This window comes from Thermotoga neapolitana DSM 4359, from assembly GCF_000018945.1.
GTDB classification, from domain to species: Bacteria; Thermotogota; Thermotogae; order Thermotogales; family Thermotogaceae; genus Thermotoga; species Thermotoga neapolitana.
The window spans coordinates 128,131-144,198 of the sequence record NC_011978.1; the positions used below are offsets into that span (position 1 = coordinate 128,131).

At 47.9% G+C, this 16,068-nt stretch carries 18 protein-coding genes; 2 read left to right on the plus strand and 16 right to left on the minus strand.

The features are described from left to right. Window positions 1-79 precede the first annotated feature (79 nt). The 16 genes from CTN_RS00640 to hslV all read right to left on the minus strand — a co-directional run bounded on the left by CTN_RS00640 (window position 80) and on the right by hslV (window position 13,977). Window positions 80-697: a hypothetical protein gene (locus tag CTN_RS00640; protein ID WP_012645021.1), complete on the minus strand. Its 618-nt coding sequence runs from the start codon at window positions 695-697 to the stop codon at window positions 80-82. A gap of 4 nt (window positions 698-701) precedes the next feature. After that, window positions 702-1,283, minus strand: coding sequence for a sigma-70 family RNA polymerase sigma factor (locus tag CTN_RS00645; RefSeq protein WP_012645022.1), 582 nt, complete (start codon window positions 1,281-1,283; stop codon window positions 702-704). A gap of 1 nt (window position 1,284) precedes the next feature. Continuing rightward, window positions 1,285-2,838, minus strand: a complete 1,554-nt coding sequence (locus CTN_RS00650; protein WP_012645023.1) for an ABC transporter permease — start codon at window positions 2,836-2,838, stop codon at window positions 1,285-1,287. Between the two features lie 13 nt (window positions 2,839-2,851). Further along, the gene (locus tag CTN_RS00655) at window positions 2,852-3,817 is read right to left on the minus strand and encodes an ABC transporter permease (protein WP_012645024.1); all 966 of its coding nucleotides are present in this window, start codon (window positions 3,815-3,817) and stop codon (window positions 2,852-2,854) included. A gap of 62 nt (window positions 3,818-3,879) precedes the next feature. Then, complete coding sequence (locus CTN_RS00660) at window positions 3,880-5,619, minus strand: ABC transporter substrate-binding protein (protein WP_012645025.1); 1,740 nt, start codon at window positions 5,617-5,619, stop codon at window positions 3,880-3,882. Window positions 5,620-5,634: 15 nt separating this feature from the next. Next, on the minus strand, window positions 5,635-6,804 hold the full coding sequence (locus CTN_RS00665; protein ID WP_038066327.1) for an ABC transporter ATP-binding protein: 1,170 nt from the start codon (window positions 6,802-6,804) through the stop codon (window positions 5,635-5,637). 16 nt (window positions 6,805-6,820) lie between these two features. After that, window positions 6,821-7,033, minus strand: coding sequence for a heavy-metal-associated domain-containing protein (locus tag CTN_RS00670; RefSeq protein ID WP_012645027.1), 213 nt, complete (start codon window positions 7,031-7,033; stop codon window positions 6,821-6,823). Continuing rightward, window positions 7,030-7,971: a methionyl-tRNA formyltransferase gene (gene fmt, locus CTN_RS00675; protein ID WP_012645028.1), complete on the minus strand. Its 942-nt coding sequence runs from the start codon at window positions 7,969-7,971 to the stop codon at window positions 7,030-7,032. Before fmt ends, CTN_RS00670 begins: the two co-directional genes overlap by 4 nt. Beyond that, entirely contained in the window at window positions 7,968-9,188 is a 1,221-nt protein-coding gene (gene hflX / locus CTN_RS00680; protein ID WP_144399151.1) for a GTPase HflX, read from the minus strand. Before hflX ends, fmt begins: the two co-directional genes overlap by 4 nt. Window positions 9,189-9,201: 13 nt before the next feature. Next, entirely contained in the window at window positions 9,202-9,474 is a 273-nt protein-coding gene (gene hfq / locus CTN_RS00685; protein ID WP_012310528.1) for an RNA chaperone Hfq, read from the minus strand. Between the two features lie 37 nt (window positions 9,475-9,511). Further along, on the minus strand, window positions 9,512-10,429 hold the full coding sequence (gene miaA, locus CTN_RS00690) for a tRNA (adenosine(37)-N6)-dimethylallyltransferase MiaA (RefSeq protein ID WP_012645031.1): 918 nt from the start codon (window positions 10,427-10,429) through the stop codon (window positions 9,512-9,514). Beyond that, window positions 10,426-11,190, minus strand: coding sequence for a class I SAM-dependent methyltransferase (locus CTN_RS00695; RefSeq protein WP_038066330.1), 765 nt, complete (start codon window positions 11,188-11,190; stop codon window positions 10,426-10,428). Before CTN_RS00695 ends, miaA begins: the two co-directional genes overlap by 4 nt. Then, window positions 11,117-11,374, minus strand: coding sequence for a hypothetical protein (locus tag CTN_RS00700; RefSeq protein WP_012645033.1), 258 nt, complete (start codon window positions 11,372-11,374; stop codon window positions 11,117-11,119). Before CTN_RS00700 ends, CTN_RS00695 begins: the two co-directional genes overlap by 74 nt. 28 nt (window positions 11,375-11,402) lie before the next feature. Beyond that, entirely contained in the window at window positions 11,403-12,032 is a 630-nt protein-coding gene (locus CTN_RS00705) for a hypothetical protein (RefSeq protein ID WP_038066337.1), read from the minus strand. An 11-nt stretch (window positions 12,033-12,043) separates the two neighbouring features. Beyond that, window positions 12,044-13,435, minus strand: coding sequence for an ATP-dependent protease ATPase subunit HslU (gene hslU / locus CTN_RS00710; RefSeq protein ID WP_012645035.1), 1,392 nt, complete (start codon window positions 13,433-13,435; stop codon window positions 12,044-12,046). A gap of 11 nt (window positions 13,436-13,446) precedes the next feature. Continuing rightward, window positions 13,447-13,977, minus strand: coding sequence for an ATP-dependent protease subunit HslV (gene hslV / locus CTN_RS00715; RefSeq protein WP_038066339.1), 531 nt, complete (start codon window positions 13,975-13,977; stop codon window positions 13,447-13,449). Between the two features lie 80 nt (window positions 13,978-14,057). Here hslV and mnmA point away from each other — a divergent pair, with 80 nt between their 5' ends. Together mnmA and CTN_RS00725 are read left to right on the plus strand one after the other, a co-directional pair. Continuing rightward, window positions 14,058-15,134, plus strand: coding sequence for a tRNA 2-thiouridine(34) synthase MnmA (gene mnmA, locus CTN_RS00720; RefSeq protein WP_012645037.1), 1,077 nt, complete (start codon window positions 14,058-14,060; stop codon window positions 15,132-15,134). Next, the gene (locus tag CTN_RS00725) at window positions 15,131-16,060 is read left to right on the plus strand and encodes a GAF domain-containing protein (protein WP_012645038.1); all 930 of its coding nucleotides are present in this window, start codon (window positions 15,131-15,133) and stop codon (window positions 16,058-16,060) included. Before mnmA ends, CTN_RS00725 begins: the two co-directional genes overlap by 4 nt. The last annotated feature ends 8 nt before the right edge of the window (window positions 16,061-16,068 follow it).

Here is a 16,068-nt window from a genome sequence, read left to right on the forward strand (position 1 = left end):
CCCTCATCCCCCCGATCCCCCCTGGACCCGATTAAGACAAAAAGAAGCATGGGAGGGACGATCGTCCCTCCTTTGTTTTTTACCTCGGTATGTAGAGGTTCAGATCTCTCGCTATGTTCTCAAGGCGCGTTTGAGTGACCTGAACGATCTTCGTGGGATGATGAGAAGTTCCTACACCGAATACAAGCAAAAAGACCCTGTTTGGAACACCGACGATCAACGTTGCGTTTCTGGGGATCACGATATCGTAATCTGTAGCGATCTTTGGCTCCTTGTAATAGAAGAACCTGTAAGGAGAAAGTCCTGGCTTTATGTCCCTTGAGAAGATGATCTTTTCTCCATTCTTGATGGTGATCCACACAGGGTCGTTCCCCACAACGAAGATGCGTATATAGCCGGTGGTTGGGTCGTCCTCTATCTCGGAAAAGATCTTCTCAAAATCTATCCTGGATTTCTCAAAGTACTCGTAGGCGGTGATGTAACGACTGACGATGGAGTTCGGTTTCAACAACTCTTCAAGCGTTTTCAGGCGGTCTTCGTAACCGTTCAATTTCGATTGAAGCGTTCTTTCCAGTTCTGAGACTCTTGCATCGAGCTTTTTGAGAAAAAAGAAGTTGAAGACCGAAAGAACGAAGAAGAGCAAAATGGCCACCACTATCAGTGAAGCAAAAAAAGAAACAAGAAAATCTCTCTTCATCGTATCACCCTAATTCGGAAATCATTCTCTTTACCTTCTGAACCGTGTTGTCCACCTTCTTTGAAGACACACGAAACTCCTCCGCTATCTCTTTGTACGAGTATCCATCCAGCCATCTGAGGAATATATTCTTTTCCAGTTCATTCAAATTCTCCAGAACCTTCTCTAGAATTATATCAGAAAGAGCGCTCTGGGCGATGTCTCGGCTGGCATCCGGCATCTCGAAAGGTGAATCGTCCTCTTCTTTTTCCATCGACTCCACCTTCACGGCATCGGAGAGCATCCTGTTCTTTTTCCTGTTCATGTAGGTGAGAAAGGATTTTATTTCAGATTCCACACTTCTCCAGGCAAAAGATGTGAAGGAGCTCTTGGAACTGTCGTAATAGAAAATGGCCTTTATGAGTCCCACCAGTCCGTTCTGTATCACATCCTCCTGCTCCGCCCAGCTGGCAAAATAGCGGGAGGAAATTTTCACAACCATGGGATAGTACTTTTCGATGATGAGATCTATCGCTTCCTTGAAACCTGCCTGTGCGTATTCCACCAGCTCCTCCACCCTTTTTCCCCTCAACCTGTACTTCAGCATCCTATCCGAGAGACCTCGGGTCCAGAGCGTCTCTCAAGGCGTCTCCAACGAAGTTGAACGAGAGCACCGTGATGAAGATGAACAGCCCCGGTATGAGAAGCCATGGATACTTTGTCATGTAGGCTACGTTCTGTGCCTGAGCGAGCATCAATCCCCAGCTCGCATCGGGTTCTCTTATACCGAGTCCCAGAAAACTGAGACTCGCTTCTCCCAGGATGTATCCGGGTATTGCAAGAGTGGCGGCAACTATCAGATAGCTCGTTGTGTTTGGAAGAACATGGCGAAAGAGGATCTTCGTGTCTGGAAAGCCAAGCGCCTTTGCTGCCTCCACGAACTCCCGTTGCTTTATGGAAAGCACCATTCCCCTTATCACCCTGGCTCTGCCCGCCCATCCGATGAAAGAGAGTATGAAGACAAGCAAGATGTACACCTGTGTGGATGGAATGTCCAGGGGAAGCAACGACCTCAAAAGGATCAGAAGGTAGAATCCCGGAAGCGACATGATGATCTCAGAGAACCTCATCATGAACTCGTCCACAAGCCCACCGTAGTATCCGGAGATTCCGCCAAAGATCAGAGAAAGCGCAAAAGTGATGAACATTCCTATGAAACCAATGGAAAGGGAGATCCTCGAAGCAAACACGAGCCTGCTCCAGATGTCTCTACCGTACTGATCCGCACCCATTATGTAGAATCTCACGTATTCGTTGTTGTCATAATTGTCCACACCGAAGAGGTGGTACCTGAAGGGTATGAGCCAAAAAAGATAACCGAGTCTGTGCTTTCTGTCACCACCCCAAGATTTGATGAACCATTTTACCGGATACGTTTTGTAATCGTAATCGACCACCTTTCCTGTGATCATCTCGATGTCCTCACCTTTTTTCACCAGGATCATGTTGAGTTTCTCCTTCAGGATTACCTTTTTGATATCATCGGGAGAGTTGAGCCCCAGTCTGAAACCGTACTTTCCAAAGTACGTATCCTTTGCAACGGGCGAAGTGGTTTCTATCTCCGCTTCACCCTTCGCCAGGACGTCGTCGTCGTATCCGAACAGGAAGTAGTCCACCACCCTGGTGGTGGAGCCGGCGTACTTTCTGGTGCCGTCCTTCAGAACAAGGTAGTACTCTTCGTCCACCATGAAGGAAAAACCGGTGACCCCTTCTTTTCCTATCTCGTAACTGATCTGTGATCCAAAGACATCCAGAACGAGTCTTTTTGGAAAGAGCATCTCGTAGAATTTTCTCTCAAAAGTGGCTTTGTCCACGTAACTCACAGTTGGAAGAACATACGCTCCAACGCGTTTTCCCTTGTATTCTCTGTGCACTCTGGTCGGTGGGGCGAAGGAATGTTTCAGTGACTGTTCGTAGGGATGGTAAGGCGAGAGAAAATCGGCAAAAAGAGCCATGAGATAGAGAACTATGAGGACATAGAGCCCAAACATACCGAGCCTGTTTCTTCTGAAAGCCCTCCAGATGAGCTCTCTTCTGGAGAGAACCTTTTCCTTGAACTCTATCTCACCGTTCTCAACGTGGATCGCTTTTTCCTCAGCCATGACGACTCCTCCTTCACTCGAATCTCACTCTTGGATCCACAGCGGCAAGGAGTATATCAGCGATGAGGTTACCCACCACCAGCATGATAGCACTGATCACAGCAGACGCCATGACTATGTAGATATCCTGCTGAAGGAGAGCCTGATAGATGAGTCTGCCCATACCGGGCCATGCGAAGATGTTCTCTATGATAACCGCACCACCGAGAACGTTGGAAATACTGAACCCAAGGAAGGTGATCATTGGATTGATGGCATTCCTCAAGGCGTGCTTGTATATGACCACACGTTCTGGCATTCCTTTCGCACGGGCAAATTCCACGTAATCTTCATTAAGAACATCGAGAAGACTACCCCTCATGTACCTCATCAGGGACGCAAAACCACCAAAACCGAGGGCGATCGTGGGTAGTACCAGGTGCGATGCGATGTCTTTGAATCTTTCCCACGTTGTCATGTCGTTGTGGTTCACCGAGACCATACCGGCGATCGGGAACCAGCCTGTTTTCGCAGCCACAAACAGAAGGAGTATGGCCAGGAAAAATCCTGGAAGCGCAATACCACTGAAGGCAACAACCGTGAGGATCTTGTCCCAGATGGAGTACTTTTTCAAAGCAGAGAAAACCCCCACTATTATCCCCAACACCCACTGAAAAGCAAGTGAAGAAACAGATAGAATCACCGTGGCGAATACCCTCTCCCATATGAGAGTGGAAACGGGTCTTCTGTAGTAGAAAGAGTATCCGAAGTCACCCTTTAAAACGTTCTTCAACCATATCCCGTACTGAACGATCCAGGGCCTGTCCAGGCCAAGTTCTTTTTCCATCTTCTCAAGAAACTGCTGCGATACAGAAGGATCCAGGCGATACATATCCAGGAAATTTCCCGGTGCCGCCTGCATGATGATAAAGACGAGGAAGGATATGATCAGAAGCTCCGGTATCATGATGACCAGTCTGCGGGCGATGTACTTGAGCAAACAGGATCACCTCTTCATCAGAAGTTTGGAAAGGAGGGGGGAAGTTCCCCCTCCGAAACACTTCACTGCTCTTTCCAGACACAATCCTGATTCCAGCCCCACATTCCACCGAACGCGGTGGGTTCGAGGTTGTGGAGTTTGTTGCTGTACGCGTACAGGTAAAGCTGCTGGGTGGTGTAGATGAGTGGCAGGTGTTCAGAGACCAGTCTCTGGAACTCTCTGAACATGTCCACCACTTTTTGCTGATCGAGGATCTTCACGTTCTCTTCGAAGATTCTATCGATCTCTTTTTCCCAGTCAGGCAAGTAATAGTCGTTCGGATCAACGAAGTCTTTGACCTCAGGATGATAATTCCAGAAGTGGAGAGCACCTTTTATTCTCCACACGTTCGCTCCACCCTGTGGTTCGTCGGATCCCGTGAGCCCTATTATGACAGCCTCCCAATCACCGTTCACGACGAGTTTCTGAACGAGTGTGTTGAAGTCTATAGGAGCAAACGTCACGTCCATTCCGAGCTTTTTGAGCGACTCCGTTATGATGTTACCCATTCCTTCGCGGATCTCGTTTCCGGCGTTAGTCATGATGATGAACTTCACCGGGTTTCCTTCGCTGTCGAGGAGCTGGCCGTTTTCATCCCATTTGAAACCACCGAGCTTGAGCATCGTTCTGGCAAGATCGAGGTTGTACGGGTATTTTCTGAGAACGGATTCATCGTAATAAACGGTCGCAGCCTGACTGATGGGGCCCCACTGTTCAACCGCGAGGCCGTTGTAGAGTGTATCGATCATCGACTGCTTGTCGATGGCGTACGCCACTGCCCTTCTGAAGAAATCGTTCCTGAACCACTTCCGCTTCACAGGATCGGGAGCGTTCCAGTTGAAACTGATGAAAGTGGTTCCAAAGTTCGGGCCTCCGATACCCACAACCCAGCCTTTTTCTCTTGCCATGGCTTTGAGTTCTGCGTACTCTGTTCCGCGAGGTCCGTACACATCGACTTCTCCGTTTTCAAACGCGAGCCTCTGGGCGTCCTGTGTCGGAATGATCTTGAAGATGATACCGTCGAGATAAGGAAGCTGCTTTCCTTCTTTGTCGTACTTCCAGTAGTAGGGGTTCTTCACGAATCTCACGTACTGATCGGGAACGTATTCGACGGGGATGAACGGACCGAGTCCAACGATCTCTCCCTTGTTTATGGAATCAACCGTCCAGAACTCTTTGAATTTTCCTTCCTTCACATACGGTTCCGCGAGGTGTTTTGGGAAGATGGGAATACCTCCAATGTACCTTACCGCAAGTCTGTACGTTTCTTTGAGGGTTGTCTTCACCGTGTAATCGTCGAGCTTTTCGGCTACTGGCCAGTTGTCTGCAAAGAGATCCTGCATATCGTTCGGTATGTCAGGGTTGAAATAGACATCGTTAATTGTGAAGACCACATCGTCTGCTGTGAACGGTGTTCCGTCACTCCATTTGACACCCTTCCTCAGGTGCCAAACGATTTCCATGCTTCCGTCCTCGTTTTGGATGAGTTCCCAGCTTTCTGCGAGAGCGGGATGGATCCTTGCGTAATTGTCGAGCTCGATCATGGAAGCCATGAACCTCGCTATAACATCTCTAGAGCTCGTCTCCTGAGCCACGACATTGTTACACGTTCTGGGACCAGAAAGCGTCGGTACTACGAGCACTCCCCCGTACTGTCCTGTGAACTCTGCTCCGATGTACGTTTCGAACTGAGCGAACGGTGAAAGTTCTGCGAAAAGTGCAACGGCTGCAATCATAAGGAAAATACCAAGAAACCTACGCATAACATCACACCTCCTCTATGACGAATGTAAATGACACGCCACCCAGTGACCTGGGGAAATTTCCTTCATCACCGGATACTCTTTCTCACACACGGGCATCTTGTAAGGACACCTCGGATGGAAGAAGCAGCCAGTCGGCCTGTTGATCGGGCTTGGAACCCCACCCCTGAGAATGATACGCTTTCTTGTGCGCTCAACCTTCGGATCCGGCACGGGAACAGCAGAAAGCAGGGCTTGGGTGTACGGATGAAGGGGATTGTCGAATATCTCATCGGTGTTTCCCATCTCCACGATCCTGCCGAGGTACATGATGCCGACCTCGTGGCTTATAAATCTCACAAGTCCAAGGTCGTGCGAGATGAAGAGATACGTAAAACCTTTCTCTTCCTGCAGTTTGAGAAACAGGTTTATAACCTGTGCCTGAACGGAAACGTCCAGTGAAGCCGTGGGTTCGTCGAGGATCACTATTTCCGGGTTTATGGAGATGGCCCTCGCGATGGCAATCCTCTGTCTCTGCCCTCCACTGAACTGGTGAGGATACCTCTCCAGGTGGTAATCCTTGAGCCCAACGCTACGAAGGAGTTCCCTTGCCATGTCGATGGCCTCTTCACGGGTTTTTGCAAGTCCATGAAAGAGGATGGGCTCCGTCAATATGTCTCCAACAGTCATTCTTGGATTCAGAGAGCTCATCGGATCCTGAAAGACGATCTGTATCTTCCTTCTGAATTTCATTCTCTTCTCTTCTATGTTTTCAAGCAGAGTTCGATAGAATCTTTCCTCGTTTTCTTCTACCTTTTTGAAAAAGACCTCCGCGTACTTTTTGTCGACACCATCCAGGGTGTTTATTATCTCATCGGGTGAGAGGGAGGTCTTCATCTTGCGGAATATATCCACGTAGGTCGTCTTCAGGTAAGAAATAGCCTCCTTCGTTTTCATGAAATAGTAAGTGGTATCGTCACCATCGACGATGACACGACCGGCAGTCGGATTTGTGAGACGGAGCACCGTCTTTGCGGTGGTTGTCTTTCCACAGCCAGACTCACCAACGAGAGCGAAGGTCTTTCCTTTCTCCACGGCAAAAGAGATATCGTCAACCGCTTTCACATAATCGACGATCTTTTTCACAAGGAAACCCTTTCTGATTGGAAAGTACTTCTTCAGGCTCAACACTTCCAGTGTTTTCACCTTGAACAACTCCTTTTCATACGATGAGTGTGTAACCCAGACTGTCAACCACCGCTTTTATCTGCTCTTTGGAAATCGTTTCATCGTCGTAGTCCACACCAACAACTTCGGCTGCCATTTCGTAATCCACCTTGAACACACCATCGAGTTTCTCGATTGCGCTCTTCACCTTTTTGTAGTCTTCCTCGGTCTTTGCTCCTTTCAGCATGAAGTAGTTCAACCTTCTCAACTCTCATACCTCCCTTCCAGCTTCATTCCTTCTTCTATCAGTCTTCCGTTCCTGAGTTCCCAGAAAGTGAGTTTCTTTTTCCCGGGAAGTTGCAGGTATTTCACCTTCACCATTCCTTTACCGGTTCCTATCCAGGCACCCTCTCTATCTATATAGTGTATCAAACCTGGTTCATCGTTCGAACTATCTACAGCCATTGCTCCGAACAATTTTACCTCTTTCCCGTTCAAAAAAGCCCTTGCACCGGGCCTTGAGTCGTACGCCCTGATCTTGTTCTTCACCGTCTCCGCGCCCTTCGAAAAATCAACGAACAGGTCTTCTTTCTTTATGAGAGGAGCATAAGTTGCCCGGGTATGATCCTGCTCTCTCAGATGTATTTCACCATTTTCCAACTTCTCAAGAAACTCAATCACCATTTCCTTCGAAAGCTCTATCAACCTTTTCTCCAGCTGATCGAACGTTTCGAAAGGGTCTATGTTCACTTCTCTCTGAAGGGCAATGGGACCTGCGTCGAGTTCTTTCACCATTCTGTAGATGGTAACCCCCGTTTTCTTCTCCCCATTTTCAAGGGCCCTCTGTATAGGAGAAGCACCTCTGTACTTCGGAAGAAGAGAAGGATGGATGTTGTAACAACCATGCTTTGGAAGTGAAAGCACCTTTTCACCCAGTATCTTACCGTAGGAAGCAACTATCAGAACATCCGGATTCACCGAATGCAAAAACTCCAGAGCCTCTTTCCTGTTTATCGATTCCGGTTGAATACAGGGAAGGCCTTTTTCCTCTGCAACGACCTTAACAGGAGTGGGGAGCGTTTTCCTACCACGGCCTTTCGGTTTGTCCGGTTGTGTCACAACACCGACGATGTTGATTCCTTTTTTCACCATGTAGCGCAGAATCTCTGCTGCAAACTCAGGAGTTCCGACAAAGACCACTCTCAAGATGCCACCTTCCCCTTCAACAGCTCTACGGTATCTTTATCAGCCTTCACTGTGACAAGAACATAACTGTCTCGATACTCCTCGTTCAGTATCTCCAACCTGTCCTTCATTGCGTAAACCAGCCCTATCTTCTCTATGGGAACTTCAATGGTTTCTTGAACATCCCTTTGGCTCAGGACCTCTTCCAGTTTTTCCAGAAGGCGATCGAGTCCTATCTTCTTTTCTGCCGAAATGAACAGAGCCTCAGGATACTTCCATTTCAACGCCTCTATTCTGTCCTCAGGACAAAGGTCGATCTTGTTGAAGACAAGGATCCTCGGGATTCTGTCTGCTCCGATCTCTTCCAGCACCTTCTCCGAAGCCCTCATCTTTTCTTCAGCATACGGATCGGATGCATCCACAAGATGTATCAAAACATCCGAATACTTCACCTCTTCCAGGGTTGCTTTGAATGCACTCACGATCGTGTGGGGAAGTTTTCTTATGAATCCAACGGTGTCACTCACCAGGATGATTTTCCCGCTTTTCAGTTTCAAGCGTCTTGTCACCGGTTCAAGCGTGGCAAAGAGCTTGTCTGCAATATAAACATCACTCTCTGTGAGTGATTTGAGAAGAGTGGACTTTCCTGCGTTGGTGTAACCCACAATGGACACATGGGGTATCTTCTTTTCCAGTCTCTGCTTTCTCTGAACTTCTCTTTCTTTCTCTATCTCCTTCAGCCTTTTTCTGAGCTGTGAAATGCGGTTTTTGATATGTCTTCTCAAAACCTCAAGCAGGGGTTCACCGGGACCCCTCGTTCCAATACCACCACCGAGTCTTGAGAGCTCCTCTCCCCTTCCAACCAACCTCGGCAATTCGTAAAGGAGACTCGCCATTTCCACCTGGAGTTTTCCTTCTTCGCTGGTTGCATGGCGTGCAAAGATTTCAAGGATCACCTGAGTCCTATCCAGCACTTCCGTTTCCAGGTACTCTCTCATGTTTTTCGACTGAACCGGGGTGATCTCATCGTCCACCACGACAAGGTCTGCTTCACAGAATTCCACTATTTCTTTGAGTTTCTGAAGTTTTCCTCTCCCAAGGTAGGTAGCAGGATCGGGTTTTGATCTTTTCTGCCAGAGCCATTCAACAACATCAACGCCCAGGGTTTTGCACAACCCCTTCATTTCTTCAAGGGACTCTTTTATCTTCTCTTCATCCTTTCCAACGGCAACAACGATCGCCTTTTTCCCTTCAAGATCCCTGGTCTTCAGGAGTTTCATCCTCCTTTTCTGGCTCCTGTTTTCTGGGCATCAACATAACGTACGAAGAGGGTATGATGGTGCTGATGGCATGTTTGTAGATGAGACTTTGCTGATTTCCACTCTCCAGAAGGACGGTGTAACTGTCGAAAGATCTGATGAACCCCTTAGTTTGAAAACCGTTCACCAGGTACACTTTCACCTCGATCTTGTTGACCCTGAGGTGGTTCAGAAATCTGTCCTGAAGGTTGAACTTTTCTGCCAAGGTGAACTCCCCCCTCAACGTGAGATTCAAATATAGATTATACCGAAAAATTCTTCACTATGAGTTCCTTCAAAGTCTTCTTCAACTCCTCTTTGCTCACGAAAGTTAAATTGTACCATATGGCGTTCTCGTACCTCTTGAACCATATGATCTGTCTTCTTGCAAAGTGCCTTGTGTTTCTCTTTATGAGATGAACCATCTTTTCGAAGTCGTACTTTCCTTCCAGGTATTCGATCACTTCTTTGTATCCTATCGTCTTCATTGAGTTCAGGTCTTTTGAATATCCCATACTCAAAAGTCTCTTTACCTCGTCCACAAGACCCATCTCTACCATCCTGTCGACCCTTCTGTTTATCCTGTCGTAGAGATCGTACCTTTCCCTCGTCAGCACTATTATGAAGAACCTGTCGTCTCCTTTTGTTTCCTTCTGAAGTTCTGATATCCTCCTTCCCGTCTTCATATAAACTTCGAGTGCTCTGATGGTTCTTTTAAGGTCGTTCGGATGAATACGTGTTGCCGCCTCTGGATCGAATTCTTCGAGCATTTTCCTCAGGATCCCTGGTTCCCTTCTTTCGAGTTCTCTCAATTCCTTTCTTATGTTCTCATCTGCGGGCACTCCCTCGAATATACCCCTCACAAGAGCATCCGCATAGAGCCCCGTTCCACCCACGTATACGGGTATCTTCCCACGCTTGAGAATGTCCTCCACTGCCTTCAGTGAATCTTTCCTGTAAAGAAAGGCGTTGTAATATTCGTCAGGATCCAGTATGTCGATCATGTGGTGAGGTACCCTTTTTCTCTGCTCCGGTGTTGGTTTGGCCGTTCCTATATCCATGTAGCGATAGATCTGTCTTGAGTCCATCGATACGATCTCTGCGTTTATCTCCTCACATACTTCCACCATGAGGTCTGTTTTCCCAACGGCGGTGGGACCCCCAACTATGGCCATCTTCATCGCTTGTAGATCACCCCGTACATCACCCCGCTTTTTCTGGAACCCTTCAGCTCATCCACTCTGATCCTTTTGAAGAGTGAGTCCTTGATGTGGCTTTTCAGTATGACCTTCTTTCTGGCGATTCTGAGCATCTCCTTCACGTCGTCCTCGTTCACCGTGTCGTACACCGCAAAGGGTCTTAACGGGTTCATGGCGGAAGACTCGTACACCGGATTTTCGAACATAGGATCGCAGTAGACCACATCGAAGGAGTTATCGGGTTGCTTTCTGATGTATTCTTTGAAATCCGCGTGATAGAGTTCGATCCTTTTCAAGGCCTCTTTCAGCCATTTTATATCCGTTTCGAAATTCTCCATACCGTGTTTCACCACGGTGTATATATGAATCGACCCCTCAAGGCCAATTACCTTTCCCTCGGGAAGGAAGGCTGCCATGAGAATGGCCTCACTTCCAAGTCCGAAGGTCGTGTCCAGAACCACTTCGTTCCCCTCTGGCTGGAGGGTCTCTATCAGATAGTCTCTTTGTCCACTCCTTATGTTCCTCATGCGAAGAATGGCAGAAGAAGGATGAAAGAAGAACTCCCCACCAGGCCATTTTATCGAAATCTTGTTCTTTTCCACCACATAATAGAAGTCCACCTCTACTTCCTTCAAACGTTTTCTTGGAACGTAGATCGTTCCGAGTTTTTCAGCGAGTTCCCTGGCCTTCATCACCTGTTCTCTGTCCGGTTTGTGGGACGTTGTAACCACGAATCGCTTCACTCTCTATCACCTCTAAGAGTCTTTCGTTCAGCCTTTTCTGCTCTTCGATCTTCTCTTTCAGCGCATCGTACTCCTTCAGAAGCTGGTTGTGCCGTGCTTCCGCCATCTGGTAGTTGTGATAGCTCACAAAGAAGACAAACAGCATGAAAAACAAAAGTGTTAAAAGTCCCACGTTCAACTTCAAAACTCTCTTTCTTCTTCGAGGCCTTATCTTAGAACGTGACCTCGTACTCGTCCCTCCCCTCCTCTAAGGTGAGAGAGGTTGACATATCGTCGAAAGAAACGTCCACATCGTATCTTTCGAACGGTCTTGGCAGGTAGAAGAGAAACTCTCCGTTGTAGACAGGAACCTTCATCTCGTAGCCCTCGAAGCTTAAAGTCACAACGCTTCCTTCTTGACTGATTCCTCCAGACACCCTCACAGGCTCTTCGACGGCAAAGACCCTTTCCTTTTCAAGATCAAGAAGAAGATAGGCGTTGTCATCAAGGATCGTAGATGTTTCAAATCCAGTGATGTCGTGAAACAGCACAACTGGCCTTGCACTGAAAGACGCCGTCACCGTCTGCTCTTCTGTCACAATCGTTGCGTTCACGGTGAGTAGAAGATCTGTCGTGTCAAAAGGTATGTCCACGGTGGTCAGATAGAATCCCTTCTCCCTCAGAACGTATTCGAGACTGTGTTCTTCTCCGTTCACCGACAGAGAACTTTCTTTCAGATCAACGGTGGCATCATCAAGAACACCGATGTTGAACAGATAAACGTACAGATCCGCCCTGTCTGGACCTGTCAGCGTACAGGCTGCAGCAAGAAGAAAAAGGAATGAGAGAAAAAACACCCTCATAACGGCACTCCTCACAGTATGTATGCACTCAGGTCTTCGTCCTGGACGATTCTTTCGAGTCTTTTTCTCACGTACTCTGCGTCTATCACCACTTTCTTTTCTGGAATATCCGGTGCTTCGAAGGAGATCTCCTCAAGGACCTTCTCTGCCACCGTGTAGAGTCTTCTTGCACCGATATTTTCCAGTCTCTGATTGAGCTGGTAGGCAATGCGCGCCATCTCTCTGATACCGTCTTCGGTGAAGACGAGTTCTACACCTTCCGTTGAAAGCAGCGCCTGGTACTGTTTTATGATAGCGTTTTCGGGTTCTTTCAGTATTCTCACGAAATCTTCTTCGGTCAGTGGTGAAAGCTCCACACGTATCGGGAAGCGTCCTTGAAGTTCTGGAATGAGATCGGATGGCCTTGAAACGTGAAAGGCCCCTGCCGCTATGAAGAGTATGTAGTCCGTCCTCACGGGTCCGTACTTCGTCATGATCGTGGTGCCTTCCACGATCGGAAGCAGATCTCTCTGAACACCCTGCCTGGAAACGTCTGGACCCGAAGCGCTTTCCTTCCCTGCTATCTTGTCTATTTCGTCTATGAATATGATACCCCTGTTCTGAGCTCTGTCGAGGGCCTCCTGTATCACCTTATCCATGTCAATGAGTTTTTCTGCTTCCATGGGAAGGAGAACCTTTCTCGCCTCTGAAACCTTCATTTTTCTCTTCTTTTTTCTCTTTGGAAGCATTCCGCTGAACATGTTCGATATCTCTATTCCCAGATCCTCCATGCCCGGTCCGAATATCCCCATGAAGGGAGAAGCCGTTTCTTCGATTTCCACTTCTATCTCTTCGTCTTCCAGTTCTCCCCTTCTGAGTCTTTCTCGCATCTCTTCTCTTTTCGCCCTGAACCTTCGCCTGTCCTCCGGTGTGTACTGTTGCTGCTGGCCTCCCGTGATCAGGTTTATGAAAGGATTCGTGATCGCTGGAACGGCCCTGGATTCCGGGACGAGGGCATCGAGAATCCTTTCTTCCACCAGTTCTTTCGCCCGTTCTTCTACTTCTTTCATCTTCTCCTGTTTCACCATGTTGACACTGATCTCAACGAGGTCTCTTATCATGGAATCCACGTTTTTTCCCACGTACCCAACTTCTGTGAATCTCGTTGCTTCAACCTTCAAGAATGGAGAACCTGAGAGTTGAGCCAGTCTTCGAGCGATCTCCGTTTTTCCCACACCGGTGGGCCCGATCATCAGAATGTTCTTTGGAAGGACTTCTTTTCTCCATTCTTCAGGGAGTTTCTGCCTTCTTATTCTGTTTCGAACAGCAATCGCAACCGCTTTCTTTGCTTCCGTCTGGCCAACGATGTATTTATCGAGTTCCCGAACGATTTCTTTCGGTGTCATCTCATCAAAACTCTTCATAAGAACACCTCCTAGACTTCTTCTATCACGAGGTTCTGGTTCGTGTAGATACATATTTCCCCGGCTATCATCATGGCCTTCTCCACGATCTCCCTTGCGGAAAGATCGGTGTTTCTGAGCAGAGCCTTTGCGGCGGCAAGAGCGTAAGGACCCCCTGAACCGATGGCGGCTGCGTCGTCGTCGGGCTGAATGACCTCACCGTTTCCGGAGATGATGAAGATGTTCTCTCTATCGGCCACCAGAAGCAGAGCCTCCAGTCTCCTCAAGATCCTGTCCGTTCTCCAGTCCTTTGCGAGTTCAACCGCTGCTTTTGTGAGGTTTCCTCCCCATTCCCTCAGCTTTGCCTCGAATCTATCGAAGAGCGTCATAGCGTCCGCCACAGATCCCGCAAATCCGGCAAGCACCCTTCCCTCGCCGAGTTTTCTCACCTTCCTTGCGTTTCCTTTCAACACGGTGGAACCGAAAGTGACCTGTCCGTCCCCACCCATCACGGTTTTCCCATCTCTTCTCACCACGAGAATCGTCGTGCCGTGGAATTTCATGTTCTGCACCTCCTCAAGTTATTTTAACTCAATTTCTCGAATAAAGGAAATGGTATCATCTTAAATGAGGAGGTGCGAACTTGAAAGTAGGTGTGGCTCTGAGTGGCGGCGTGGACAGTGCTGTTGCCCTGTATCTTCTTCTCAAAGAAGGACACGAGGTGAAGGCATTCCACATGAAAACAAAAGAAGACGAGTTCTTCCTGAAAAAAGAGATAAAAAAGAAGGTCTGTTGCAGTCCCTCTGACACAGCCGATGCGATAAGGATCGCTCGCTCTCTGGGCGTGGAAATAGAGATCGTCGATGTGAGAGAAGTCTTCAGAGAAAAGGTCATAGAACCTTTCAAGAGGGATCTGCTCAGAGGACTCACTCCCAATCCCTGCGTCCATTGCAACAGGTATGTGAAGTTTGGATACTTCATGGACTACGTACTTTCGCAAGGATTCGACGCTTTCGCAAGCGGGCATTATGCGCGTGTTGAGTTCAGTGGCAAATACGGAAAAAAGGTAATAAAGAAGGGCGTGGACGGAAAAAAAGATCAATCGTATTTCCTTGCCAGGATAGAACCCTGGAGGATAGAGAAACTTCTCTTTCCAAACGGCATCTACACGAAGGAAGAGATCAGGAGAATCGCAGAAGAGGCCGGTATACACGTGGCAAAGAAACAGGAAAGCCAGGACGTGTGTTTCATACCGGATGGAAGCATCGAAAACTTTCTGAAAGATGAAGGAATAACCCTTTCAGAAGGAAAGGTGATCACAGAAAAAGGCGAAGTCGTCGGACACCACAGAGGTTATCCACTCTACACGGTCGGCCAGAGGAAAGGACTGAAGATAGAAAAGTTCGGTGAAAGACTTTACGTGAGAGAGAAGATACCAGAAAGCAACGTCGTTGTGGTCTCTGGTCTGGAAGGTGTTTTCTTCTCTGGACTGATCGCCGTCGATCCCGTATGGCACGTCGATCTTCCGGAAGAGTTCAGATGTGTCTGCAGGGTGAGAAAGAAAGCAGAGGAGGCACCGGCGATCGTCAGGGTGAAAAATTCTGAAGTGGAAGTTCGATTTGAAAAGAAGATATTTGCAGTGACACCAGGTCAGATCGCTGCCTTCTACGACGAAGACACACTCCTTGGAGGAGCGATCATAAAGGAGGGAATCCCATGAGGAGCATCGTGCAGAACAAAACTGAAGAGTGCCTTGAAATTCTGAGATGGGACAAAACAAAGTGGATAGACTTCTGGAAAGAACTCAGAAAGAAGTTCGGTCCGATAATACCGAACTACGAGAAAAAACTCGAACTGGACGAGGAAAAGATAAAGGAGATCCTCTGGAACACGGAAAGAAGAGAACTCGACCGGTTCAAATGGGAATGGCTGGACATCTCAAGAAACAAGAAGGTGGAGTGTGCTGAAGCACTTTCTGAAAGAGAAGAGTTTCTTGATTTGAAAAGAGAAGACTTCTCCGTGTTTCTCATGTCACTTCTTGGTATCTCAGACTGGGTCGTCGTGGACGGTGAGAGAGAAAAGATCGTGATCGTGGACGTTTTCTCCCTCTGGAGGAAGGGCCTTCTCAAAGAACTTTCACTCGCCACCCTTCAGGCGGTGATAGAGTTTCGAAAAGGCAAAGAGAAAGGAAATTACCCGCGAAAGAAAGAGTACTTCGATTCACTGATGAAGGAGATCGAGAAAATCCTGGAAAGAGGAAAAGACGCCCTTGGAGATCTCTGTGGATTTTTGAGAAACCACGTTTCTTACTACGACTGGGTTGGTTTTTACTTCGTCGAAGACGGAAAACTGAAACTCGGTCCTTTTGTGGGAGAGCCCACAGAACACGTTGAGATACCCTTCGGTGTTGGAATCTGTGGCCAGGCCGCCGAAAGAGAAAAGACCTTCGTTGTCCAGGATGTCAGCAAAGAGACGAACTACCTCTCCTGCAGCCCGAAAACGAAGGCAGAAATCGTCGTTCCCATATTCAAAGACGGAAGGATCATCGGAGAACTCGATATAGATTCACACAGCTTTTCTCCGTTTTCCGAGGAAGACAGGAGGTTCCTTGAAAAGGTGTGTGAACTTGTTTCAAAGGTGGTGTGAGGAAAACC

Excerpts from the sequence above, each read along its gene's own strand:
- CTN_RS00640 (WP_012645021.1), bottom strand. The coding sequence starts at position 697 with ATGAAGAGAGATTTTCTTGTTTCTTTTTTTGCTTCACTGATAGTGGTG.
- CTN_RS00645 (WP_012645022.1), bottom strand. The coding sequence starts at position 1,283 with ATGCTGAAGTACAGGTTGAGGGGAAAAAGGGTGGAGGAGCTGGTGGAA.
- CTN_RS00650 (WP_012645023.1), bottom strand. The coding sequence starts at position 2,838 with ATGGCTGAGGAAAAAGCGATCCACGTTGAGAACGGTGAGATAGAGTTC.
- CTN_RS00660 (WP_012645025.1), bottom strand. The coding sequence starts at position 5,619 with ATGCGTAGGTTTCTTGGTATTTTCCTTATGATTGCAGCCGTTGCACTT.
- miaA (WP_012645031.1), bottom strand. The coding sequence starts at position 10,429 with ATGAAGATGGCCATAGTTGGGGGTCCCACCGCCGTTGGGAAAACAGAC.
- CTN_RS00705 (WP_038066337.1), bottom strand. The coding sequence starts at position 12,032 with ATGAGGGTGTTTTTTCTCTCATTCCTTTTTCTTCTTGCTGCAGCCTGT.
- hslU (WP_012645035.1), bottom strand. The coding sequence starts at position 13,435 with ATGAAGAGTTTTGATGAGATGACACCGAAAGAAATCGTTCGGGAACTC.
- hslV (WP_038066339.1), bottom strand. The coding sequence starts at position 13,977 with ATGAAATTCCACGGCACGACGATTCTCGTGGTGAGAAGAGATGGGAAA.
- CTN_RS00725 (WP_012645038.1), top strand. The coding sequence starts at position 15,131 with ATGAGGAGCATCGTGCAGAACAAAACTGAAGAGTGCCTTGAAATTCTG.